Here is a 23414-nt window from a genome sequence, read left to right as displayed (position 1 = left end):
TCACTCCGCCGGCTGGAGGCGCTGCTTGGCCCGCGCCGGCTTTGGCGCGCCGACGCGCAGGCGCCGGTCCGACAGCGACAGCATGCCGCCGAAGGCCATCAGCACCGGCCCCCACCAGATCATGAGCACCAGCGGCTTGTGATAGATGCGCACGGCGATCGAGCCCTCGGTGGTGGCATCGCCAAGAGAGACGTAAAGCTGGCTTGCACCGCGGGTCAGCAGCGCGGCCTCGGTGGTCGAGGAGCCGCGCGTGGTGAAACTGCGCTTGGACGGCGTCATGACGCTGATCGTCTCGCCGTCGCGGCTGACGTTGAACTCGGCGATCATCTCGCGGAAGTTCGGGCCCTGGCGCTGAAACAGGCCGTCGAGCTTGAGATCGTAGCCGGCGACATGGGCAACGTCGTTCTGCTTCATGGTCGCGATGTATTCGCTGTTCCAGGTGGTCTCGCAGACGATCCCGATCAGTGCGACGCCGAGGCCGGCATGCGCGAACGCCGTGCCCCAGGCCGAGCGCGGCAGGCCGCGCGCCCGGTGCAGCACTGTGGCAAACGGCAGCCGTACGAGGCCGGTCCGCTCGACGATGTCAGTGACGGCGCCGGCGATCACGAAGATGCCGAGCCCGATTGCGAGCGGTGCCAGCGTGCTGCCGCCACTCGCCCAGCCCCAGACGATGGCGACGGCGACGAGACCCGCAACACCCGCCGCGAGCAGGCGCTGGGTCACGCCGAGCAGGTCGCCGCGCTTCCACGCCATCATCGGCCCGAACGGCACCGCGAGCAGCAAGAGGGCAAACAGCGGGGCGAAGGTGAGATTGTAGAAGGGTGCGCCGACCGAAATCTTGAGGTCGAGCGCTTCCATCGCCAGCGGATAGAGCGTGCCGAACAGCACGACCGCGCAGGCCACGCTGAGCAGCAGATTGTTCAAGACCAGCGCGCCCTCGCGCGAGATCGGCGCGAACAGGCCGCCCTGCTTCAACGAGGTCGCACGGCCCGCGAACAGCGACAGGCCGCCGCCGATGAACAGGCAGAGGATCAGCAGGATGAACACGCCGCGGGTCGGATCGGTGGCGAAGGCGTGCACCGAGGTGATGACGCCCGAGCGCACCAGGAAAGTGCCGAGCAGCGACAGCGAGAAGGTCAGGATCGAGAGAAGGATGGTCCAGACCTTGAGCGCATTGCGCTTCTCCATCACCAGCGCCGAGTGCAGCAGCGCGGTGCCGGCGAGCCACGGCATCAGCGAGGCGTTCTCGACCGGATCCCAGAACCACCAGCCGCCCCAACCGAGCTCGTAATAGGCCCAGTAGGAGCCCATCGCGATGCCGAGGGTGAGGAATATCCAGGCCACCAATGTCCACGGCCGCACCCAGCGCGCCCAGGCCGCATCGATCCGTCCCTCCATCAGCGCCGCGATGGCGAAGGAGAACGAGATCGAGAAGCCGACATAGCCGAGATAGAGCATGGGCGGATGCACGGCGAGGCCGATGTCCTGCAGCACCGGGTTGAGATCGCGTCCCTCGATCGGCGGATTGACGATGCGCAGGAACGGGTTCGAGGTCATCAGGATGAAGAGATAGAAGGCGCTGGCGATCCAGGCCTGCACCGCCAGCACATGCGCGCGCAGCGACAGCGGCAGATTGTTGCCGAAGGCCGCGACCAGGCCACCGAACAGCGCCAGGATCGACACCCACAGCAGCATCGATCCCTCATGGTTTCCCCACACGCCGGTGATCTTGTAGATCAGCGGTTTCATCGAGTGGGAATTCTCGTAGACATTGGCGACCGAGAAATCCGAGTTCACGTGCAACGTCACCAGCGCGATGAAGGACGCGCCGACGAACAGCAGCTGCGCCAGCGCGGTCGAGCGCGCCACGTTCATCAGCGCGGCATCGTGCAGGCGCGCACCGATCAGCGGCACGATGGACTGGATCAGCGCCAGCGCGAGTGCCAGCACCAGCGCATAATGTCCGGCTTCCGCGATCACCGCACCGCTCCCTGCGAGTTGCCCTGCGCAGTCGTGGCCGCAGGCTTGACGCCATCAGAAGCTTTGGCGCCGTAATCGTCCTTCCAGTGTCCCTGCTTCTTCAGGGCATCGGCGACGTCCTTCGGCATGTAGGTCTCGTCATGCTTGGCGAGCACCGTGTCGGCCTTGAACACGCCGTTGGCATCGAGCGCGCCTTCGGCGACGACGCCCTGCCCTTCACGGAACAGATCAGGCAAAATGCCCTTGAAGGCGACCGGAAGCTTGGCGCCGCCGTCGGCGACCTCGAACGTCACCGCGAGATTGTCACCGCGCTGGAGCGAGCCGGGCTGCACCAGTCCGCCAAGGCGAAACCGTTTTCCCGGCGCGACGTGCTTCTCGGCGACCATCGTCGGGGTCGAGAAGAACACGATGGAGTCGCGAAGCGCGTTGAGCACCAGCGCGGCCGCGAGCGCGAGCACGGCGAGCGAGCCGCCGATGATGGTCATACGTCGCTGCTTGCGCGTCATGGCGTATCCGTTCCCTGCTCGTCTCGCCCTGAACTCATCATCCGTCGAGCCCAAGTGTCTTGAGGCCTTCGTTGAGCTGGCGCAGTCGCGCGGCATCGTTGGCAACGGCCTGGCGGGCATCGGTCGACGCGCCCATCGCCTTGTCGCGATCGCCCATCACGAGATAGGCCCGCACCAGGCGCAACCAGCCTTCGACGTCGTCGCCGTTCTGCTTGAGGCGCGTGGCGAGACGCTCGACCATGCCGCGGACCATCGCGTTGCGATCGCCCGCGTTCATGTCCTTGGAGGCTGCGATGGTCTCGTCCGAGAGCGCGGGCATGGTCACGCCATCACCGCCAACCCGCGCCAGCGAGGTCTGCACCAGCGGACGCCACGGCGCATCCGCCGGCGCCTTGGCCAGCAGCGCGCGCCAGATATTGGCGGCATCGTCCTTGCGGCCGTCCTGCTCGGCGGCAAGGCCGAGGAAGTAGTTCGCCTTGGGATCGCCCGCGTCGAGCGCGTGCGCGCGTTCGAACTCGCCCTTCGCTTCGGCGGTCACCACGCCGTTTGCGGCAGCTGCGATGGCTTCGCCGAGATCGGACCGGCGCTCCGCGCTTTCGCCGTTATAGGTCAGCGAATTGCGATAGGCCCGAACCGCATCGTCAAAACGGCCGAGCCGCTCCAGCACCGGCGCAAGCACGTTCCAGCCGCGGCCATCGGTCGGATTCTTTTCCAGATGTTGCTCGACCTGCACGACGAGGTTTTCGAGCGATTGCGCCATGCCGGAGCCGGACCCGCGCTCCCGCTGCGCCAGGGGAAAGTCGCGCAGCAGGGGCGAACCGAGCGGCATGTAGATTCCGATCGCGACCAGCGGCAGGCCGACGAGCGCCAGCACGGCCGCTACGCGGCGCCATTTGAGGCTCGATTTCGGGGCCATTGCGGGCTCGCTGCCGGCGGCGGCGAGCAGCCTGCGGCTGATCTCGACACGCGCGGCCTCGGCTTCCGGTGCGGCGATCAATCCTGCGGCGAGATCACGCTCGATCTCGGCCAGCTGGTCCTTGTAGACCGCGACTTCGCTACCCTGGTTTTGGCTACCCTGATTTTCCGCTCCCGCGCCGCGGCCGAGCGGCCAGAGCACGGCGAAAATCGCCGCGACCGTCATCAGCGCGAACACGAACCATAGCGTCATCTGGCAAGCTTCCGGCGGCGCGCGAGCCGCGCCCATAGGTGGCTTTACACCACGGCCGGACGATGCGGCAATTGACAATTGTCAATTCGGCGCGAGCGCACACAGTCCCGAAACGTTGGAAATCCAACGGCTTAGTGGATCTCGAAGTCCACGCTTCGAGCGGCGTCTTCGCCGTGCCCGTCGAAGGCCCTCAGGAAGTAGGTTCCCGGCTCGATTGCGTCAGGCAATCTGATGCGCAACGCCCCGACGGGAACGGGCGATGCAACCCTGGTGATGGTCTCAGGCAGCTGCCGACCGCTTGCCTTCTCGACCAGCACCACCTTCGCGCCGACCATCAGCCTTTGATATTTGGCAACAACGACGCGATTCTCGATTTCGATGGAGCTGATATGAGGTTTCATGCGCCCACAGATAGAAATTCCAGAAACTTGCACGGCGAGCGTAGGGCTCGCCACGGCCACCGTCAACCTCAAATTGTGATCACGAAAATATGCGCCTGAATCAGCTCGCGCGCGACGATTTGCGTTCGCCGGTCGCCGCGTTCTCCGCGGCGCGGCTCATCAGCGAGGCATAATCATCGCCGAACAGCACCTGGCAGAAGCGAATAGCGGCCTGCACCTGCTGCTGCCTGTAGGTGCGGACCTTGTGATCGGCCGAGCGCAACGCCTGCACCAATTGCTCGGTCGAGCGTTCGACATATTGCTGGAGGTCGGAATAGGTGCGCAGCGTCACCTCGTTGATCGCAAGCTCGCTGGCGTAATTGCGGCAGGTCGCGACGAAATCGATCAACGCCGCGGTTTCCTCCACCTCGGTGCTGTCGATCCGCGCCCCCGGCGGAATGTCCTTTTCGGCGCGCTGGCGCAGGATGCGGCGAACGCGGCCGGGAACGCTGTCGATCTCCGACTGGAGAGCGTTCGAGATATCGGCCCGAATTGACGTCAACTGCTTGCCCCACGCGGAATCGTTGCGCAGGTCGAGTTCCGTGCGCAGGCCGCGCGCGCCGTCATGCAGCGCCTTGAGATTGTCCGCGACGGTGTCGAAATTACCGCGCTTGATGTCCATGCGCAGGATCGCGGCGACGGAGGACAAATCGTGCAGGGCGATCGTGACCGCGACGCCATAGGGCGTGGCCGCCACGCGGATCTCGTCGTCGGAGGCGGCGATCTTGATGGCGAGGCGGATGATCTGCCACGGCGCGGTCATGCGCTGCACGACGATCGACAGCGCGAAGGGCAGCATCTGCGGCGTCTGGAGAACGGGAATGTTGAGCGCAGTCGTCACCGAGGCGATCTGCGGATCGCCGAAGCTGCGCAGGAAGCGCGGCAGCTTCTCGTTCAGGGTGGCGATCGCCTCGCGGACGGCGAGCACCGCGCCGACCGAATAGAGGTCCTCGATCACGTTGGGCGGGCCGACGCGGGCGAGCGCGCGCGACTTGTCGCCGCCGCCGGGGCCCGTCAGCGTGAAGATGGCATCCGCAGCCACGGCCTGGAGCTTTTGCGCGAGGGCCTCGACCTGCCCTGTACTGTCGGCCGGCATGCGCGCCAGCGCCGCCTCGAATTCGTTCAGCTTGTCCGGGGCGCCGTCACGGCCAAGCCATTGCCAGATCGGCGGTAGCGAGGAGCGGCGGATCTGTCCGACCCGGATCGGAGCGCCCGCCTCGACCAGGAACGGTTCCAGCGCCTGGAACAGCAGCCGCGACAGGTCGTCCGTGCGCGGCGGCGGGGTCTCATCGGATTCCGTCTTGCGCACGATCTTGCGCAGCTGCTCGAGCACGAGGGTCGCCACAGCCGTGTCCTGGCCGCGTTCGAGCGCGCGCTCGAACTCCCGCATCAGCAGCGCCTGCGCCTGCGGCGGGAGCTGCGCGAGATATTCCCTCAGCCGCTCGATCGATGTCTGGCTCATGCGCCCGGGTAATGCACGGTAAAATGGCGGACATGGGATGCGTCCAGCGCGATCATAGGTGGCTGCGCCTTAAGAAGCCGTTGAGGACGTTGGCTCAAATGCCCGCCTTTTGCTCCGGATCGGCGCCCCGCTGAGCAAATAACCCCTTGGGAACAGAGGATTATATTCCGGGAAGCACCAGTTCGGCCCGCAAGCCCCCGATCGGCGCGCCACTGAGCGAGAGGCTGCCGCCATAGAGGGCGGCCAAGTCGGTCACGATGGACAGGCCCAGCCCCGAGCCGGGCTTGGACTCGTCGAGCCGCTGGCCGCGCCGGGAGACCTGGGCGCGCTCGGCCTCCGACAGGCCGCGACCGTCATCGTCCACGATGATCCTTAAGCGCGGACCGGCACCCGCCTGCTGCGGCGCCTCGACCAAAACCTCGATGAAGACGCGGGAAGCCGCCCATTTGCAGGCATTGTCGACGAGGTTGCCGACCATCTCCTCCAGATCCTGCCGTTCGCCGCGGAATTTCGCCGACGGATCCGCCTTGGCCTCGACCATGATGCCGCGGTCGCGGTGGATCTTCTCCATGGTCCGCCGCAGCGCCTCGATGGCGGGCGCGACCTCCGTGACGGTCGCAACGACCGAGACCCGTGCCGCGATGCGCGCGCGCTCGAGGTGATGGGCGACCTGGTCGCGCATCACGTCCGCCTGCTCCATCACCTTCTCCGCGAACGGATCGGCCGCATGCGCGCTGGCCTCATTCACGATCACCGAGAGCGGCGTCTTGATCGCGTGGGCGAGATTGCCGACGTGGGTGCGGGCGCGCTCGACGATCTCGCGATTGGCATCGATCAGCGCGTTGGTCTCGCGCGCCAGCGGCGCGATCTCGACCGGGAATTCGCCCTCGAGCCGCTCCGCGCGCCCCGAGCGGATGTCGGCGATCGATTCCGAGATGCGCTTGAGCGGCGCGAGGCCGAACCGGACCTGGAACACCGTGGTCAGCAGCAGCACGATGCCGAGCGCGGTGAAGGTGCCGCCGAGGTAATAGTCGAAGCTGCGCGTCTCGTCGAAAATCTCGGTGTCGTCGCCGGCGACGCTGACGAGAAACTTGCCGTCGGCGCCGAGATCGACCGGACGCTCGACCATGCGCAGGTTCTGGCCCTCGGGCCCGTCGACATAGGCGAGGCGAATGCCGGCGGCGGTGAGCTCGCTGCCCTGCTCCTCCAGCTTCGGGAGCTTCTTGTCCCAGAGCGAGCGCGACGAGCGCACCTCCGGCTTTTCGGCGTCGGTGCGCGTGATCTGCCAGTACCAGCCGGACAGCGGCAGCTCGAACAGCGGCTCGCCGAGCGACTGGAACTGGCGGTCCGGCGGCTCGTCAGGAGTCGCGACCTCGGCGATCAGGGTGCGCAGATAGAGGTTCAGCCGGCGGTCGAAGGCGCGTTCGGTGGCGTTCTTGTAGACCGACGACAGCACCACGCCGGTGATGGCCAGGATCACCACGAGCCACGCCGTCGCCGACAGGAACAGTCGGTTCGCAAGCGAGCTGGCGGGCATCGGAATGATCCCGGGAGCGCGAGGGGGCATGGCGTCGGCGGTCATGACGCGACCAAGGCCCCTGCCCGACCGCTCGTCAAGCCCAGATCACTTCAAGCCCCTGCTGGCGGCGGGGTCAGGAGATAGCCAAGACCACGGACGGTCTGGATGATATCGACGTCGAGCTTCTTGCGGATACGGCCGACGAAGACCTCGATGGTGTTGGAGTCGCGGTCGAAGTCCTGGTCGTAGAGGTGCTCGACCAGCTCGGTGCGGGACACCACGCGCCCGGAATGGTGCATCAGGTAGGCCAGAAGCCGATATTCGTGCGAGGTCATCTTGACGGGGTTGCCGGAGACACTGACCCGGCCGGTCCTGGTGTCGAGGGTAACAGGGCCGCAAGAGAGCTCGCTCTGGGCATGGCCGGTCGAGCGGCGCAGCAGCGCGCGGATGCGCGCCAGCACCTCCTCCAGATGGAACGGCTTTGCGACGTAATCGTCGGCGCCGGCATCAAAACCCTGGACCTTGTCGCTCCAGCGGTCGCGCGCGGTAAGGATCAGGACCGGCATGGTACGGCCGTTGCGGCGCCAGGCCTCCAGCACCGAGATGCCGTCCTTCTTGGGCAGGCCGATGTCGAGCACGACGGCGTCGTAGGGCTCGTTATCGCCGAGATAGTGCCCCTCCTCTCCGTCGAAGGCGCGGTCGACGACATAGCCGGCGTCGGTCAACGCCTTGGTGAGCTGGCGATTGAGATCAGGGTCGTCCTCAACAACGAGCAGGCGCACGCTTCTCTCCAGAAATAGGCCGCATGAACACCGCACCAGATGAGCAATTCCGGCGTGAACTGAATATGAACGCGGGGAACCGCCTGCGTTACTTTTTGGTCATATACGATTTGTTCGCAACCTGCGCGACTGCGCCCGCCAGGCCACCGGACGAGTCGGCGGCCTAGCGGGCGCAATGTGCCGCGTTATGCGGCGAGTCGGAAGCTCCGAAACAGGCCGTCAGGTTCGGAAGAACACGAACCAGATGACGGCGAGGATCAGGATCGCAAGCCCGGTCGAGATGGCGAGCAACGCGGCCACCGACGGACCAAGTTCGCCCTGGCGCGCCTCGGTTGCAGTTTCGACGATCTGGTGTCGGTCTCGCGTGGTTGCCATGGTGACCTCAATCTCTGGATGTCGCGTCGGATGGCCGCGACATCCTCGCGGCGTGATGTCCTGTGGCAACGCGTGATCGGATATGATGTTCCGGCTTTTGCCGGGGATCAGGCAGCAACCACGCGGCTGGCGGCCGGTTAACGCAGTTGCAAGATTCCGCTGCCCGCCGAGTATGATTCGGTGTGCCCCAATGGTATCCTCGTAAGTCGGTCCCCGTTGCGTTTGGAGTAGCCCATGGCCCCCCGCGCCAATTGGAAGGGTTTTCTGCGTCTGTCGCTCGTGACCTGCCCGGTCGCGCTTTATCCGGCCACTTCGGATACCGAGAAGGTCTCGTTCAACCAGATCAATCGCAAGACCGGCCACCGGATCAAGTACCTCAAGGTCGACGCCGAGACCGGTGACGAGGTGACCTCCGAGGACATCGTCAAGGGCTACAAGGTCGACACCGACACTTACATCGAGGTCACCAAGGACGAGCTCGACGACATCGCGCTCGACTCGACGCACACGATCGAGATCGACGAGTTCGTACCGAAGACAGACATCGACAGCCGCTATCTGATCCGCCCCTACTATCTCGTGCCGGATGGCAAGGTCGGCCACGACGCCTTTGCAGTGATCCGCGAGACCATCCGCAGCATGGACAAGGTCGCGATCGGCCGCGTGGTGCTGACCAACCGCGAGCATATCATCGCGCTGGAGCCGCTCGAGAGCGGCCTGATGGGCACGCTGCTGCGCTACCCCTACGAGGTCCGCAGTGAGAAGGACTATTTCGACGACATCCAGGACGTGAAGCTCACCAGGGACATGCTCGACCTCGCCAAGCACATCGTCGAGAAGAAGTCCGGCGCGTTCGAGCCCGAGCTGTTCGAGGATCATTACGAGACCGCGCTGATCGACCTCATCAACAAGAAGCGCTCGGGCGCGCCGATCGCGGCCAAGGCGACACCCAAGACCGGCGGCAACGTCATCAACCTGATGGACGCGCTGAAGAAGAGCATCGCGAACGAGAAGGACGCGCCCGCGGCGAAGGTCGCCAAGGAAACGGTCAAGGCCAAGAAGCCGAAGAAGCGCGTCGAGGGCCAGCGCGAGATGCTGCTGCCGATCTCCGGCAAGGGCGGCAAGGATGCTGCGGCGAAAGCGGCTCCCAAGGAAACTGCGAAGGAAACTGCGAAGAAGGCCGACAAGCCGGTGCGCGCAGCGGCGCGGGCGAAGAAGGCCGGCTAGCCGCACGCACCTCTCGATCGCGCCGTGATCACTTCCCTCGCCGATCGGCCGGCCTGACATGCCCTGGTCGGCGGCATTCGACGATCCCATTTCCTTAGCCGGCGGGCGCAAGCTGCGGACGCTGCAAGAGGCGGCCGATCACATCATGCAGCTGCCCGAGGACGCGCAGCGTGCGAGCCATTGGCAGACCGCGATCGAAACCCTGATCAACGCGGCCGAGACGGGCTGTGGCTGGACGATGTTCGCCCGCATCGCGATGCTGCGGGCACTCAACGCGGACGCGCGCCGCAAGTAGCCTCAACAATTCGTTAAGCGGCACCCTCGTTTTCGGCGTCTGCCTTCCGCCTGCGCGACGCTACGTAATCCTACGGAAGATAAAATTAACTGTCGATTCCCGCTGCGTGCACCAAGGTCGCGCCGTCGATCGAACCTAAGGTTTGCACACGGTGCAGCAGCGCGACGCCAGAAAGAACTATATCGGCCTCGTCAGCGACACGACCGAGGACAAGCACCTCGCCCACAGCGCGGCGCGGTCTCGGCCGCGCGTCATGAGCTATCTGGTCGGACGCCTCGCAGCGGTGCTGAAACGGCCAAGGCCGCGCCTGGACGCACGATCGAGTCCTGGGAAGGACAGTGTCAAATCCGGCCGAATTGGGTGACGAAACCTTAAGTCAACGAATGGCAACATATAAGGCCTGAGGTCGGGACCGCCCCACCTGCAGTTTGGCGCGTCTGCGCCCCGAAAAGTTAGTGAATCAATTTACCATTCCGAAAACGGCACCAGCTTACGTTGGACGGATGAAAAGGAGTTGACGATGGCTTTGCTCAGGTCCTTCCTCGCCGACGAAAGTGCAGCCACCGCGATCGAATATTGCCTGATCGCCACCGGCATTGCGCTCGCGATCGTCACGGTCGTGAACAACACTGGCAGTGCCCTGCTGAACAACAAGTTCAACTCGATCAGCGCCGCCACGAAGTAAACCGCAGATTAAGGCGCTCGGGTCTGCCGGCCCCGCCTCCACAAACTCGTCATTGCGAGCGCAGCGAAGCAATCCAGAGTCTTTCCGCGGAGGGATTCTGGATTGCTTCGCTGCGCTCGCAATGACGTCGTAGGCCGGATCGAGCGGAGCGAAATCCGGCAGTCGGCTCCCGCGGGTGCGATCACCCCGGATTATGCGGAGCCTGTCATCGGGCGGCGCTTTGCGGCGACCCGTTGGCTCCACCCACGCTACGGTGCTATCAATCGTTGAGCCACGGTTGCTGAGGGGATGCGGATGAGAAGCGCGACGCTATTGGCCCTCAGTCTCATGGTTGTCGGCGTTTGGTCGCTGGACGGCGCGCGCGGGCAGACCGCGCCGCCGGTTTCGCTTGCCCCGCCTAATGCCTCTCCTCCGCATGCGAACGCCAAAAACTCGAGAATTCCGTCGGCGTCCGGCAGGGAGACTTCGACATCTGTGCCGGGCGTGACTGCGCCGGCGCCGAATCCGGCCGCCGACTATGATGGCTTCAGCGCTGTCGATGACAATGACACCGCAAGTCAGCCGCCTGTGAGTTCACATGCAGCAAAGGGCTCCAGGTCCAATCCGGACACAAAAGGCACCGCGGCTCAGCAATTGATCGATCAGGAAGATGAGACGTTGAAACGCAAGCTGACGATCTGCAAGAACTGCAAATAGGAAGTTCGTAGCCCGGATGCAGCGGAGCGCAATCCGGGCTACGGCGGCTTGCTGCATAGCTGACTGTCACTCACACGCGCTTTACCCTCCCCAAGATTCCTGATCCTCTCTCTCCCAACCAGCCGGGACCAACCGGCATCCCAGGGAGAGAAACGCCATGAAGCTCGGCACCGCCATTGCGGAAATCATGCGGCGCGAGGGGATCGAGATCCTCTGCGGTTATCCCGTCAACCACCTGATCGAGCATGCGGCGAAGGCCGAGATCCGCCCTGTGATGGTGCGGCAGGAGCGCGTCGGCGTGCACATGGCGGATGCGATCTCGCGGGTGACGTCGGGGCGCACCATCGGCGCATTCTGCATGCAGCACGGGCCCGGCGCCGAGAACGCGATGGGCGGCGTCGCGCAGTGTTTTGGCGAGTCCGTGCCCGTGCTGGTGCTGCCGATGGGCTATCAGCGCCGGCTTGCGCATATCGAGCCGAACTTCAATTCCAGCGAGGCGATGAAGGCGTTTTCGAAATCGTCCGAGCCGATCATCCTGGCCGCCGAGGTCACCAACATTTTTCGCCGCGCCTTCACCAAATTGAAGAACGGCCGCGGTGGGCCCGTGATCGTCGAGATCCCCGCCGACATGTGGAACGAGGAGGTGCCGGAGCCGCTGAACTACACGCCGGTTCTGCGCACGCGCTACGGCGCCGATCCTGTTCATGTGAAGGAAGCCGCGAGCTTGCTCGTCAACGCAAAGCGGCCGGTGATCTATGCCGGTCAGGGCGTGCATTACGCGCAGGCTTGGCCCCAGCTGAAACGGCTGGCCGAGCGGCTCGCCATTCCCGTCACCACCAGCCTCGGCGGCAAATCGTCGTTTCCGGAGACGCATCCGCTCTCGCTCGGCTCGGGCGGTCTCGCCGTGCCGCGCGCCGTGCCGAAATTCCTCGCTGAAGCCGACGTCATCTTCGGTATCGGTTGCTCCTTCACCGAGACCAGTTTTGGCATCGCCATGCCGAAGGGAAAGACCATCATCCACTCGACGCTCGACCCGAACCATCTCAACAAGGATGTCGAGACGAAGATTGGCCTCGTCGGCGATGCCGGTCTCGTGCTCGATGCCTTGCTGGAGGAGATCGGCAAGACCGTCACCGCCGATCGCGATACCTCGGCGGTCGCAGCCGAGATCGCGGCCTCGCACAAGGAGTGGCTGGCGAAATGGATGCCAAAACTCACCAGCAATGACGCGCCGCTCAGCCCCTATCGCGTGCTGTGGGACTTGCAGCATACGGTCGACATCAAGAACACCATCATCACCCATGATGCCGGCAGCCCGCGCGACCAGCTCTCGCCGTTCTGGAAGGCGGTGGAACCGCTTTCCTATCTCGGCTGGGGCAAGACGACGCAGCTCGGCTACGGCCTTGGGCTGGCGATGGGCGCAAAGCTCGCAAAACCCGACAAGCTCTGCATCAATGTCTGGGGCGATGCGGCGATCGGCTTCACGGGCATGGATTTCGAAACCGCGGTGCGCGAGCGCATTCCGATCATGTCGATCCTGCTCAACAATTTCTCGATGGCGATCGAGTTGAAGGTGATGCCGATCTCGACCGAAAAATATCGCTCGACCGACATTTCCGGCGACTACGCCGCGATGGCGCGCGCCTTCGGCGGCTATGGCGAGCGCGTGACCAGGCCCGAGGACATCATCCCCGCGATCAGGCGCGGCATCCAGAAGACGCAGGAGGGCATTCCCGTGCTGCTGGAGTTCATCACCAGCAAGGAAACCGAGGTATCGCGGCCGGGGACGTGAGGGGGGCGGGGTTCAGCAAGGCGCGCTGGCTCCCGCCGCAGGAGGTGTGATAATCCGGCCAGGTGCCGCGCCTGTCGCGGCATCAAGCCGGATTGCGAATGACCGACCCTTCCAACGATGTCGCCGACGGGCTCGCCGCCGAGAACGCGCGGTTGCGCAGCGCGCTCGCGATGGCGCGCGATCGCGAGAATGCGAGCGCCGAGATCCTGCGCACCATCGCGGCCTCCCCGTCCGATGCAACGCCGGTGTTCGCGGCGATCGCATCCAGCTCGAAGCGTTTGCTCGGCGGCTTCTCCGCAACCGTGCTTCAGTTCACCGGCGACGAACTGCACCTCGTGGCGTTCACACCGACCAGCCCGGAAGGAGACGAAGGGCTGAAGGCGTCGTTCCCACGACGGATCGAGGATTTTCCGACCTTTGCGCTGGTTCGCGGCGGCGAGACGATCCAGTTTCCCGACAGCGAGGCTGGCGACGTCCCGGAGCTGAACCGCGATCTCGCGCGATTGCGTGGCTTCCGCAGCGTCCTGTTCATGCCGCTGATGAACCGCGGCATGGCGGTCGGCATGATCAGCGTCACGCGAACCGAGACCGGGGCGTTTGCACCCGACCTCGTGCAACTGCTCCAGACCTTTGCCGACCAGGCCGTGGTCGCGATCGAGAACGCACGGCTGTTCAACGAGACGCGCGAGGCGCTGGAGCGCCAGACTGCCACCGCCGACATCCTGAAGGTGATGGCGACCTCGCCCTCCGACATGCAACCCGTGTTCGACGCCATCGCCGCCGACGCCAACCGCCTGATCGGCGGCTTCTCCACCGCCGTGCTGCGCTATATCGACGGCGCCGCGCACCTTGCGGCCTTCACGCCCGGCGATCCTTTCGGCGACCGCGTGCTGCAGGCCTCGTTCCCGGTGCCGTTCGCGCAATTCCCGGCCTATCAGCTCGTCGCCCATGGCGAATCGGCGCAGCTGCCCGACACCGAGCTCGAGCCGGCCGCACGCGACATCGCGCGCGCCCGCGGCTTTCGCAGCATGCTGTTCACGCCGCTGATGAGCGAGGGCGAGGCCAAAGGCGTCATCATCGCGACGCGACGGACGACAGGCAGCTTCGCCGAGCATCACGTGCGGCTGTTGCAGACTTTCGCCGACCAGGCGGTGATCGCGGTCAAGAATGTCAGCCTGTTCAACGCCACCAGGGAGGCGCTCGAACGGCAGACTGCGACCGCCGACATCCTCAAGGTGATCGCGGCTTCGCCCGCGGATGTCACGCCGGTGTTCCAGGCCATCTCCGACAGTGCCAAGACGCTGGTCGGCGGACATTCCTCCACCGTCACCCGCCTGATCGACGGCATGCTGTATCTGGCCGCGTTCACCACCGACAATGATGCCGGCAACGATGAGCTGCTCAGCTCGTTTCCAGCACCGCTCGCAGCGTCCGGCATTCACAGCCGGGTGGCGGCGAGCGGGGAATACGCCTTCCGCAGCGACATGCAGAACGAGCCCGACCTCACGGACGCCATGCGGGAACTGGCACGGGCGCGCGGCTATCGCAGCATTCTCGTGATCCCGATGCTGCGCGATGGCGTTGCGATCGGCACCATCGGCGTGACACGGCCCGAGGCCGGTCCTTTCCCGGAGAAGGCGATCAGCCTGCTCAAGACCTTTGCCGACCAGGCCGTGATCGCGATCGAGAACACGCGGCTGTTCAACGAGGTGCAGGAGCGCACGCGGGAGCTTGCGAAATCGCTCGACGATCTGCGCGCGGCGCAGGACCGGCTGGTGCAGACCGAGAAGCTGGCCTCGCTCGGCCAGCTCACCGCCGGCATCGCGCACGAGATCAAGAACCCGCTCAATTTCGTCAACAATTTCGCCTCGCTCTCCGCCGAGCTGACAGACGAGCTGAACGAGGCCCTGGCGCCCGTTCCGCTCGCGAACGATGTCCGCAGCGAAGTCGACGAACTGACGGGACTGCTGAAAGACAATCTGCAAAAGGTCGTGCAGCATGGCAGGCGCGCCGACTCCATCGTCAAGAACATGCTGCTGCATTCGCGCGAGGGCGGCGGCGAGCATCGCCAGAGCGATATCAACGCGCTGGTCGAGGAAAGCCTCAGCCTCGCCTACCACGGCGCGCGCGCCGAGAAGCCGCAATTCGACGTGACGCTCAGGCGCGAGCTCGATCCTTTGGCCGGGTCGGCCGAAGTGTTTCCGCAGGAGATCACCCGGGTGCTGCTGAACCTGATCTCGAACGGGTTTCATGCGGTGGCGAAACGCAAGGCGGACAATGGCGCTGGCAGTTACGAGCCGGTGGTGACAGCCACGACCCGCGACCGCGGCGACAGCATCGAGATCCGCATCCGCGACAACGGCACCGGCATTCCCGATGACGTGAAGGCGAAGATGTTCAATCCGTTCTTCACCACCAAGCCGGCCGGCGAAGGCACCGGCCTCGGGCTGTCGATGAGCCACGACATCGTGGTGAAGCAGCATGGCGGAACCATCGACGTCGCGACCGAGCCGGGCGCGTTCACGGAGTTCACGATCCTGCTGCCGCGCAAGAGCAGTTTTTCAGACAACAGAGGATAGCGTCGCTCGGGGGCTTTCATGAATCTGGCGCGGCTCGTTCGACGGCAATTGCTCTCGCTCTCCGGCGTCGGCCTCATGCTGGGCGCGCTGTTTTTCGCGGCGGCGCTCACACCGACACTGATCCCGCGCAGCTACCTCACTCAAGGCGCCCTCGCCGGCGCCTGCTTTGCGATCGGCTATCTCGCCGGCGTCCTCTGGCGCTCGCTGTGGCATTATCTCGAGCTGCCGGAGCCTTCGGCACGCGCGCGGTCGAGCGCCAATGCGCTGGCAGCAGCCGGCTGCCTGCTCGTGGCGATCATCTGTCTACGGCAGGCCGCCGAATGGCAGAACTCGATCCGCACTGTGATGAAGATGCAGCCGGTCGACACCGCGCATCCGCTCAAGGTCTGCGCCATCGCCCTGGCCACCTTCGTGGTGCTGTTGATGCTGGGGCGGCTGTTTGTGTTGCTCGCCCGCTTCCTTGCCGCGCGCAAACGGCGCTTCATTCCGCAGAGGATCGCAAACGTCGTCGGCGTTCTGGTTGCAGGCCTGCTGTTCTGGGCGATCGCCAGCAATGTCCTGGTCCGCATGGCGTTCAACGCGCTCGATTCGTCCTTCCGCGAACTCGATGCCGTCTTCGAGCCCGAGCGGCCGCAGCCGACGGCGCCGGGGAAAACAGGAAGCCCGGCATCACTGGTGAAATGGAATGAGCTCGGACGTACGGGACGCCGATTCATTGCCTCGGGTCCGACCGCAGCCGAGATCAGCGCCATCACGGGACAGGCCGCACAGGAGCCTGTGCGTGTTTATGTCGGCCTCGGCGGCGCCGGCACCGCGCAAGCGCGCGCCAGGCTGGCGCTGGACGAGCTCAAGCGTCAGCACGGTTTTGAACGCAAGGTCCTGATCGTCATCACACCGACCGGCACCGGCTGGATCGATCCGTCGGCGATGGATAGCGTCGAATATCTCCACCATGGCGACGTCGCGAGCGTCGCGATGCAATACTCCTACCTCAACAGCCCGCTGTCGCTGCTGTTTCAGCCCGAATACGGCGCCGAAGCGGCACGCACTCTGTTTGCGGAAATCTACGGCTACTGGACGACACTGCCGAAGGACGGGCGGCCAAAACTGTATCTGCACGGGCTCAGCCTCGGCGCCATGAACTCGGAAAAATCCGCGGAGTTGTTCGAGACGATCGGCGATCCCATCGCTGGCGCGGTGTGGAGCGGACCGCCGTTCGAGAGCCGCATCTGGCGCTGGGTCACCGCGAACCGCAATCCGGGGACGCCGGCGTGGCTGCCGGAATTCCGAGACGGCCGCTTCGTGCGGTTCATGAACCAGAACGGACCGACGGTGCCGGCAGATGCGCCCTGGGGCCCGATGCGAATCGTCTATCTGCAGCATGCAAGCGACGCGATCACGTTCTTCAGTTACCGGGATGCCTACCAGCGTCCGGCCTGGATGGAGGCGCCCCGCGGTCCGGATGTTTCGCCGGAGCTCAGATGGTATCCGATCGTCACCATGCTTCAGCTTGCCCTCGACATGGGGATGGCGAATGGCACGCCGATGGGCTTCGGCCATGTCTACGCGCCCGAGCATTACGTCGATGCCTGGGTTGCCGTGACCGATGTCCGGGACTGGTCAACCGAAGCTCTTGCCCGGCTGAAAGAGTATCTTGCAGCGAAAGCGCGGAAGACAAGTAGCGGCAGTGCCGGTGACGATCCCTATGCCGATCGCGGCGGCTGAAGCGCCCTACTCCGCCATCTCCACCTGCTGCGTGACGGTGGGGCCGGCCAGCGGCCGCTCCTCCATCATGATCAGGCAGAGCGCGGCGGTGGTCATCAGCGCGGTGGCCGCGCCGAAGACGTAGCGGAACGCGTGCCGCATGTCCTCGGTGGGGATCGCGGGGATGCCGCCCGCGGCGTGATGCTCGCCGGCGAGCGGAATGTCGGCGCCGAGCGCGATCAGCAGGATCGCCGCGAAAGCCGCGACCGTGAACGAGGACATCAGCGAGCGGAAGAAGTTCATCGCGCCGGTGATGGTGCCGACTTGCGGCCGCGCCACCGAATTCTGCAGCGAGACCACGCAGACCGGGAAGGTCGTGCCGAGGCCGAGCGCGAACGCCGCCATCAGCGTCAACAGACCCCACAGCGGCAAGGTCGTGACCGTCAGGCCGAGCGCGCAAATCGCCGCCCACGACGTGCCGATGATGGCGACGCGCTTGTAATGCTTGGCGCGCGCCATGGTGCGGCCGGCGATCGCCGCGCCGCAGGTCGAGACCGCCGCGAGCGGGATCAGCGCAAGGCCGGCCTCGCTGGCGCTGAGATGGTAGACCGACTCGTAGTAGAGCGGCAGCTGCACGGTGAGGCCCGTGATCGCACCGAGCCCGCAACCGCCGGCCGTCAGCGCGAACGGCGCGACCGATCCCGTCAACAGCTTCAACGGCAGGAACGGCTCGTCGGCGCGGCGCGCGTGCCACACGAAGCTGACGGCGAGCGCGACGGCGCCGCCGACCATCGCAAGCACGGTCGGCGAGAGCCACGGGAAACGCGTGCCGCCCCAAGTCAGCACCAGCATGAAGACGACGGCGGAGGCCATCAGCAGCACACCGCCGAGCCAGTCGACCTTGCGCTTGCGGTGGAACACCGGGATCTTCTTCATCTTCGGCAGCAGCATCGCGATCGCCGCGGCCGCGAGCGGCAGATTGATCCAGAAGATCATCGACCAGTGCAGATGCTCGGCGAACACGCCGCCGATGACGGGGCCCAAAATGCCGCCGACCATCCAGACGCTGGAGAAATAGGCTTGATATTGGCCGCGCTCACGCGGTGAGACGACGTCGGAGATCACCGTCTGCACGACCGGCATGATGCCGCCGCCGCCAAGCCCCTGGAGACCGCGCGCGAGGATCAGCATCGGCATGTTCGGCGCGATTGCGCACAGCACCGAGCCTGCGACGAACAGGCTGAGCGAGATGATGATCATGACGCGGCGGCCGTAGATGTCGCTCAGCGTGCCGAACACCGGCGCGACCGCGGTCGAAGCGAGCAGATAGGCCGTGATGACCCACGACAGGTTCGAGACGTCCTGGAACTGGCGCCCGATGGTCGGCAGTGCGGTCGCCACGATGGTCTGGTCGAGCGCTGCGAGGAACATCGTCAGCATCAGGCTGATGACGATGGTGCGGACTTCATCCTGGGAGAGCGGCGTCGGCGGCGCGAGCGAAGGAGCGTCATCGACGCTCAGGACCTCGCTCGGAAGGCGGGTCAGCTCTTCGGCGATATCGTCGGGCAACACCTGAGTGTCGGCAGAACTGCTCTGCCGGTCGAACTTGTTCATCTCGATCGGAAGCCGTGAGGCGGCGCAATGCCGCGAAAGATTCGTTCTATGCAGTCAATGTAGAGAGGAAAGTTCTTCTCAGGCAGGCACCGCGGCGCATGGGTGCATCCCGCCTCGGGGCCATCCCGAACACGTGATGGAGCGTGCGGCGGATCAGTCCTTCGGGCGTCGCTTCAGGCGTGCCCGTTTCGGCAGCTGCGCCGGCCATTGCACGATGTGGTTCTCAAGCTCGTCGTCCGGGATCTCAACCTCACTGCCCTCGACCCGGCCGCGCACGGAGACGCCGGCCTCGTGCACGGTGTTGGGATCGCCGGAGACCAGCGGATGCCACCAATAGAGGTCGCGGCCCTCGGCGACGAGCTTGTAGCCGCAGCTCGGCGGCAGCCAGTTCAGGGTGCGGACATTGGCCGGGGTCAGGCGGACGCAGTCCGGAACCTTGTCGGAGCGATTCGGGTAGTCCTTGCAGCCGCAGGTCCCGGCATCGAGCAGCTTGCAGCCGACATGGGTGAAATAGATCTCGCCGGTATCCTCCTCCTCGAGCTTGTTCAGGCAGCAGCGGCCGCAGCCGTCGCACAGGCTTTCCCACTCGGCCTCCGACATCTCTTCCAACGTCTTGGTTTTCCAGAAGAATCCTTCCTGGCCTGAAGGTCGTTTGGGAGCTGCGGTCATGCGCCTCAACAAAGGTTCGAAAGAGCTACGGTTGATGCCATCTAGGGCGTGCGGCCGGGAGGCCGCAAGCAACGCCTCCGTGTGGCCCGTAATGAACCGGGGTTCAATTCAATTAGTCCTGTTGTTCAAAATCGCGAGCCTGACCATTGGTTTATAGCCCCCGCTCGGCTAGAAGGAACACAGAGTCCCCCTCGGACGCGAAACGGGCGCCTTGGGTTTGCCGCAACATTCCCGCAAGACGTCTCGATGCCGCCCCGGCCGGGTGCTTGAACGCTGTCGAAGCGAGCCTCAAGGGTTCTAGGTGGTCCAGAACACACCATCCAACTGGAAGAGCCGTGTCCGGAATTTCTTTCTGGACCTCGACGCGCGCATCGACTCCTCGCTGTTCTCCTCGGCCAAGGGCATCCGCGAGCTCTACGAGCGCTATTCGACCTTCATGGACCGCTTCTATGTCGGGCGGTGGAAGCGCTGGGTGTTCATCGAGCCGCTGTCGGAGGCCGCAACGCTCGGCCTCGGCGGCCTGGTGCTGATGCTCACCCTCGCCATTCCCGCCTTCCGCGAGACCGCGGACGAGGACTGGCTGAAGAAGTCCGACCTCGCGGTGTCCTTCCTCGACCGCTACGGCAACCCGATCGGCAGCCGCGGCATCAAGCACAACGATTCGATCCCGCTGGAAGATTTTCCTGACGTCCTGATCAAGGCGACGCTCGCCACCGAAGACCGCCGCTTCTACGAGCATTTCGGCATCGACATCGCCGGCACCGCGCGCGCGCTCGTCACCAACGCGCAAGCCGGCGGCGTCCGCCAGGGCGGCTCCTCGATCACGCAGCAGCTCGCCAAGAACCTGTTCCTGAGCAACGAGCGCACCATCGAGCGCAAGGTCAACGAGGCCTTCCTCGCGGTCTGGCTGGAATGGCGCCTGACCAAGAACGAGATCCTCAAGCTCTACCTCGACCGCGCCTATATGGGCGGCGGCACCTTCGGCGTCGACGGCGCCGCGCATTTCTACTTCAACAAGTCCGCGCGCGACGTGACGCTATCGGAAGCCGCGATGCTCGCCGGCCTGTTCAAGGCGCCGACGAAATATGCACCCCACATCAACCTGCCAGCAGCGCGTGCCCGCGCCAACGTCGTGCTCGACAACCTCGTCGATGCCGGCTTCATGACCGAGGGCCAGGTGTTCGGCGCCCGCCGCAACCCCGCCTTCGCCGTCGACCGCCGCGACGAGGCCTCGCCGAACTATTATCTCGACTATGCCTTCGACGAGATGCGCAAGCTGGTCGACACCTTCCCGAAGTCCTACACCGAGCGCGTCTTCGTGGTGCGACTTGCGATCGATGCCAATGTGCAGAAGGCCGCCGAAGACGCGATCGAGAACCAGCTCCGCCAGTTCGGCCGCGACTATCATGCGACGCAGGCCGCAACCGTCGTCTCCGATCTCGACGGCGGCATCCGCGCGATGGTCGGCGGCCGCGATTATGGCGCGAGCCAGTTCAACCGCGCCACCGACGCCTATCGCCAGCCGGGCTCGTCGTTCAAGCCTTACGTCTACACCACGGCGCTCCTGAACGGTTTCACGCCGAACTCGATCGTCGTCGACGGCCCGGTCTGCATCGGCAATTGGTGCCCGCAGAATTATGGCCATTCCTATTCCGGCGCGGTGACGCTGACGCAGGCGATCACGCGCTCGATCAACGTCGTGCCGGTGAAACTGTCGATCGCGATCGGCCAGAAGGAACAGCCGAAGGCGCCGAACCCGGCCAAGATCGGCCGCGCCAAGATCGTCGAGGTCGCGCGCCGCTTCGGCCTCAAGGCACCGCTGCCCGATACACCGTCGCTGCCGATCGGCTCGGACGAAGTCAGCGTGATCGAGCACGCCGTCGCCTACGCGACCTTCCCCAACCGCGGTAAGTCGGTGACGCCGCATTCGGTGCTGGAAGTGCGCACCGGCGCCGGCGACCTGGTCTGGCGCTGGGACCGCGACGGTCCGAAGCCGCGGCAGGCCATTCCTGCGAACATCGCCGCCGACATGGCGGGTATGATGAGCCACGTCGTCAGTGAAGGCACCGCGCGGCGCGCCGCGCTCGACGGCATTCCGACCGCGGGCAAGACCGGCACCACGAATGCTTATCGCGACGCCTGGTTCGTCGGCTACACCGGCAATTTCACCTGCGCGGTCTGGTACGGCAATGACGATTACTCGCCGACCAACCGCATGACCGGCGGCTCGCTGCCGGCGCAGACCTGGCACGACATCATGGTCGCGGCGCATCAGGGCGTCGAGGTCCGGGAAATCCCCGGCATCGGTATGGGCACGAAGCTTCCGCGCGAGCCGCTCGCCAACGCGCAGGCCAATGCGGCGCCAAAAGTGCTGGAGACCAAACCCGGTCCGCCGCCGGTGTTGACCAAGCGCGGCGCCGACATTCTGGTGCGCGTCGAGAAGCTGCTCGATGACGCGGCCCGGACCGCGACCAAGGCGGCTGCCGACGACGGCAAGCAAGCCAAGCCGGCATCGTCGACGAGCGCGCTCGCCTTCCCGCAGAACTATGCGGAAGAGAATGCGAACGCGTCCGCCCCGCGCAAGAACTGAGCAAGAGCTGATCGAAACCCGTGCGGCTGATCCTGATCACATTGACGGCCCTTCTGCTCGCGAGCGTGGTCGGCGTCGGCGCGACGTGGATGACGACGACGCGCGGCACCGAGATCGGCGCGCTGACCATCGGCGCCTGGACCGCGCGGCCGCGCACCGGCACCGCCGACGTCGATCCCTATTCGCGCGCCACCATCGTGCGCAACGGCGAGCTGCCGATCGGCACCGGTGACGGCGTCGCCTTCACCGCGACCGCCGACGACAAGAAGAAGGCGCTCGACGGCCGCTGCGACGTGATCGTCTCCGGCGTGACGCCGCCGGCGCGGTTCTGGACGCTGACGCTGTACGACCGCAAGGGCCACCTCGTCGCCAATTCGCTTGCCCGCTACGGCTTCACCAGCCAGGAGATCGTGCGGGGGTCCGACGGCTCGTTCGAGATCCGCATCGCCTCGCGCTCGCGCGCCGGCAACTGGCTGCCGACCGGCGGCATCGAGCGCTATGCGCTGATGCTGCGCCTCTACGACACGCCTGTCGGCGTTGCCACGCGCACCCAGCGCGATGCGCCGATGCCCACCATCAAGACGGTGGGCTGCTCATGATCCGGCTGCTGTTCACCATCGTTGCCGGCGTGGTGCTGGGCCTCGTGGTCCATCTCGTCAGCGTGCTGGCGCTGCCGCGGATCGCGACGCAGGACGCCTATTCGCGGCTGACGCCGATGACCAAGCTCAACGGCGTGACGCAACTGCCCCTCGCCGATCCCAACACCTCGCCGATGCCGTTCATGGACCCGGCCTTTGCGCTGGCGATCTGCCGCTACGACCTTACGAATGGACCGATCAAGCTCACGGTGCCGGTGAGCCAGGCCTACACCTCGGTATCGTTCTACACCCGCAACGAGATCGCTTATTACGCGATCAACGACCGCTCCGCGGGCAAGAAGGTGATCGAGCTCGACCTGATGACGCAGGCCCAGCACGACGAGCTGCCCGAGGACGAAGAGGTCACCGCGGCCGACCGCCTGATCATCGATTCCCCTGCAACCACCGGCCTGATCGTGATGAAGGCGCTCGCCGCCGAGCCCGGCCTGATGCCGCAGGCGCAGGCAACGCTTGCCGCTGCGAGCTGCGGACCGCAGACCGATGCGCCGGCCAAGGCCGAGGCGCCGCGCGGACGGCGCTGACGCGCGGCTGTTTCGGCAGCTCAAAACAAAAAGTGCGAAAACAACCCCATGCACAGTAGCCGGGGCATTGAAATCATTTGTTGTTTTGAGTTCGCGCCCGACGCGCCTCCCGGACCAGCCCATCCGCGCCGGCGCGCCCCCATTTTGCGCT

19 protein-coding genes and 1 pseudogene are annotated in these 23414 nt (G+C 65.3%); 10 read left to right on the top strand and 10 right to left on the bottom strand.

What is annotated here, in order from left to right; all coding sequences use genetic code 11:
- From B5V03_RS09330 to B5V03_RS41395, 8 genes are all read right to left on the bottom strand, one after another.
- A complete protein-coding gene (locus B5V03_RS09330) occupies positions 1-1980 on the bottom strand; it encodes a heme lyase CcmF/NrfE family subunit (RefSeq protein WP_129269381.1) in 1980 nt (659 codons plus the stop codon).
- Positions 1977-2486 (bottom strand): cytochrome c maturation protein CcmE, encoded by a 510-nt coding sequence (gene ccmE, locus B5V03_RS09325; protein WP_129269379.1) that lies wholly within the window; start codon positions 2484-2486, stop codon positions 1977-1979. Before ccmE ends, B5V03_RS09330 begins: the two co-directional genes overlap by 4 nt.
- A gap of 37 nt (positions 2487-2523) precedes the next feature.
- Complete coding sequence (gene ccmI / locus B5V03_RS09320; RefSeq protein WP_129269377.1) at positions 2524-3654, bottom strand: c-type cytochrome biogenesis protein CcmI; 1131 nt, start codon at positions 3652-3654, stop codon at positions 2524-2526.
- Positions 3655-3785: 131 nt separating this feature from the next.
- Complete coding sequence (locus B5V03_RS09315; protein ID WP_164987911.1) at positions 3786-4055, bottom strand: hypothetical protein; 270 nt, start codon at positions 4053-4055, stop codon at positions 3786-3788.
- A gap of 100 nt (positions 4056-4155) precedes the next feature.
- Positions 4156-5556 carry a hypothetical protein gene (locus B5V03_RS09310; RefSeq protein ID WP_129269375.1) on the bottom strand — a complete coding sequence of 467 codons (1401 nt, stop codon included), beginning with the start codon at positions 5554-5556 and terminating at the stop codon, positions 4156-4158.
- Between the two features lie 160 nt (positions 5557-5716).
- Entirely contained in the window at positions 5717-7093 is a 1377-nt protein-coding gene (locus tag B5V03_RS09305; protein ID WP_129269373.1) for a sensor histidine kinase, read from the bottom strand.
- A gap of 92 nt (positions 7094-7185) precedes the next feature.
- Entirely contained in the window at positions 7186-7857 is a 672-nt protein-coding gene (locus B5V03_RS09300) for a response regulator transcription factor (protein WP_129269371.1), read from the bottom strand.
- 219 nt (positions 7858-8076) lie between these two features.
- A complete protein-coding gene (locus B5V03_RS41395) occupies positions 8077-8232 on the bottom strand; it encodes a hypothetical protein (protein ID WP_164987891.1) in 156 nt (51 codons plus the stop codon).
- Positions 8233-8466: 234 nt separating this feature from the next.
- Here B5V03_RS41395 and B5V03_RS09295 point away from each other — a divergent pair, with 234 nt between their 5' ends.
- From B5V03_RS09295 to B5V03_RS09260, 7 genes and pseudogenes are all read left to right on the top strand, one after another.
- On the top strand, positions 8467-9459 hold the full coding sequence (locus tag B5V03_RS09295) for a Ku protein (RefSeq protein ID WP_129269369.1): 993 nt from the start codon (positions 8467-8469) through the stop codon (positions 9457-9459).
- A 58-nt stretch (positions 9460-9517) separates the two neighbouring features.
- The gene (locus tag B5V03_RS09290) at positions 9518-9754 is read left to right on the top strand and encodes a hypothetical protein (RefSeq protein WP_129269367.1); all 237 of its coding nucleotides are present in this window, start codon (positions 9518-9520) and stop codon (positions 9752-9754) included.
- Positions 9755-10274: 520 nt separating this feature from the next.
- Positions 10275-10439, top strand: a complete 165-nt coding sequence (locus tag B5V03_RS09280) for a Flp family type IVb pilin (protein WP_129269363.1) — start codon at positions 10275-10277, stop codon at positions 10437-10439.
- A gap of 294 nt (positions 10440-10733) precedes the next feature.
- Positions 10734-11135: a hypothetical protein gene (locus tag B5V03_RS09275; RefSeq protein WP_129269361.1), complete on the top strand. Its 402-nt coding sequence runs from the start codon at positions 10734-10736 to the stop codon at positions 11133-11135.
- A 142-nt stretch (positions 11136-11277) separates the two neighbouring features.
- A pseudogene (locus B5V03_RS09270) lies at positions 11278-12927 on the top strand (thiamine pyrophosphate-requiring protein); the annotation flags it as partial.
- A 98-nt stretch (positions 12928-13025) separates the two neighbouring features.
- The gene (locus B5V03_RS09265) at positions 13026-15506 is read left to right on the top strand and encodes a GAF domain-containing sensor histidine kinase (protein WP_164987890.1); all 2481 of its coding nucleotides are present in this window, start codon (positions 13026-13028) and stop codon (positions 15504-15506) included.
- An 18-nt stretch (positions 15507-15524) separates the two neighbouring features.
- A complete protein-coding gene (locus B5V03_RS09260) occupies positions 15525-17231 on the top strand; it encodes an alpha/beta hydrolase (protein ID WP_164987889.1) in 1707 nt (568 codons plus the stop codon).
- A gap of 6 nt (positions 17232-17237) precedes the next feature.
- Here B5V03_RS09260 and B5V03_RS09255 read toward each other — a convergent pair whose 3' ends face one another.
- Together B5V03_RS09255 and B5V03_RS09250 are read right to left on the bottom strand one after the other, a co-directional pair.
- A complete protein-coding gene (locus tag B5V03_RS09255; protein ID WP_129269355.1) occupies positions 17238-18824 on the bottom strand; it encodes an MDR family MFS transporter in 1587 nt (528 codons plus the stop codon).
- 153 nt (positions 18825-18977) lie between these two features.
- Positions 18978-19493, bottom strand: a complete 516-nt coding sequence (locus B5V03_RS09250; protein WP_129269353.1) for a YcgN family cysteine cluster protein — start codon at positions 19491-19493, stop codon at positions 18978-18980.
- 301 nt (positions 19494-19794) lie between these two features.
- On the opposite strand from B5V03_RS09250, the gene B5V03_RS09245 reads away from it, so the two are divergent.
- The 3 genes from B5V03_RS09245 to B5V03_RS09235 are packed head-to-tail and all read left to right on the top strand — an operon-like array spanning position 19795 to position 23263.
- On the top strand, positions 19795-22083 hold the full coding sequence (locus tag B5V03_RS09245) for a transglycosylase domain-containing protein (protein ID WP_129269351.1): 2289 nt from the start codon (positions 19795-19797) through the stop codon (positions 22081-22083).
- Positions 22084-22103: 20 nt separating this feature from the next.
- Positions 22104-22682 (top strand): DUF1214 domain-containing protein, encoded by a 579-nt coding sequence (locus B5V03_RS09240; RefSeq protein WP_129269349.1) that lies wholly within the window; start codon positions 22104-22106, stop codon positions 22680-22682.
- Positions 22679-23263, top strand: a complete 585-nt coding sequence (locus tag B5V03_RS09235; protein WP_129269347.1) for a DUF1254 domain-containing protein — start codon at positions 22679-22681, stop codon at positions 23261-23263. Before B5V03_RS09240 ends, B5V03_RS09235 begins: the two co-directional genes overlap by 4 nt.
- Positions 23264-23414 lie beyond the last annotated feature (151 nt).

The organism is Bradyrhizobium betae, from assembly GCF_004123905.1.
GTDB classification, from domain to species: Bacteria; Pseudomonadota; Alphaproteobacteria; order Rhizobiales; family Xanthobacteraceae; genus Bradyrhizobium; species Bradyrhizobium betae_A.
This window is presented reverse-complemented; position numbering and strand designations above follow the sequence as displayed.

Excerpts from the sequence above, each read along its gene's own strand:
- B5V03_RS09235 (WP_129269347.1), top strand. The coding sequence starts at position 22,679 with ATGATCCGGCTGCTGTTCACCATCGTTGCCGGCGTGGTGCTGGGCCTC.
- B5V03_RS09290 (WP_129269367.1), top strand. The coding sequence starts at position 9,518 with ATGCCCTGGTCGGCGGCATTCGACGATCCCATTTCCTTAGCCGGCGGG.
- B5V03_RS09315 (WP_164987911.1), bottom strand. The coding sequence starts at position 4,055 with ATGAAACCTCATATCAGCTCCATCGAAATCGAGAATCGCGTCGTTGTT.
- B5V03_RS09305 (WP_129269373.1), bottom strand. The coding sequence starts at position 7,093 with ATGCCCGCCAGCTCGCTTGCGAACCGACTGTTCCTGTCGGCGACGGCG.
- B5V03_RS09295 (WP_129269369.1), top strand. The coding sequence starts at position 8,467 with ATGGCCCCCCGCGCCAATTGGAAGGGTTTTCTGCGTCTGTCGCTCGTG.
- B5V03_RS41395 (WP_164987891.1), bottom strand. The coding sequence starts at position 8,232 with ATGGCAACCACGCGAGACCGACACCAGATCGTCGAAACTGCAACCGAG.
- B5V03_RS09255 (WP_129269355.1), bottom strand. The coding sequence starts at position 18,824 with ATGAACAAGTTCGACCGGCAGAGCAGTTCTGCCGACACTCAGGTGTTG.
- B5V03_RS09275 (WP_129269361.1), top strand. The coding sequence starts at position 10,734 with ATGAGAAGCGCGACGCTATTGGCCCTCAGTCTCATGGTTGTCGGCGTT.
- B5V03_RS09280 (WP_129269363.1), top strand. The coding sequence starts at position 10,275 with ATGGCTTTGCTCAGGTCCTTCCTCGCCGACGAAAGTGCAGCCACCGCG.
- B5V03_RS09265 (WP_164987890.1), top strand. The coding sequence starts at position 13,026 with ATGACCGACCCTTCCAACGATGTCGCCGACGGGCTCGCCGCCGAGAAC.
- ccmE (WP_129269379.1), bottom strand. The coding sequence starts at position 2,486 with ATGACGCGCAAGCAGCGACGTATGACCATCATCGGCGGCTCGCTCGCC.
- B5V03_RS09260 (WP_164987889.1), top strand. The coding sequence starts at position 15,525 with ATGAATCTGGCGCGGCTCGTTCGACGGCAATTGCTCTCGCTCTCCGGC.
- B5V03_RS09250 (WP_129269353.1), bottom strand. The coding sequence starts at position 19,493 with ATGACCGCAGCTCCCAAACGACCTTCAGGCCAGGAAGGATTCTTCTGG.
- B5V03_RS09310 (WP_129269375.1), bottom strand. The coding sequence starts at position 5,556 with ATGAGCCAGACATCGATCGAGCGGCTGAGGGAATATCTCGCGCAGCTC.
- ccmI (WP_129269377.1), bottom strand. The coding sequence starts at position 3,654 with ATGACGCTATGGTTCGTGTTCGCGCTGATGACGGTCGCGGCGATTTTC.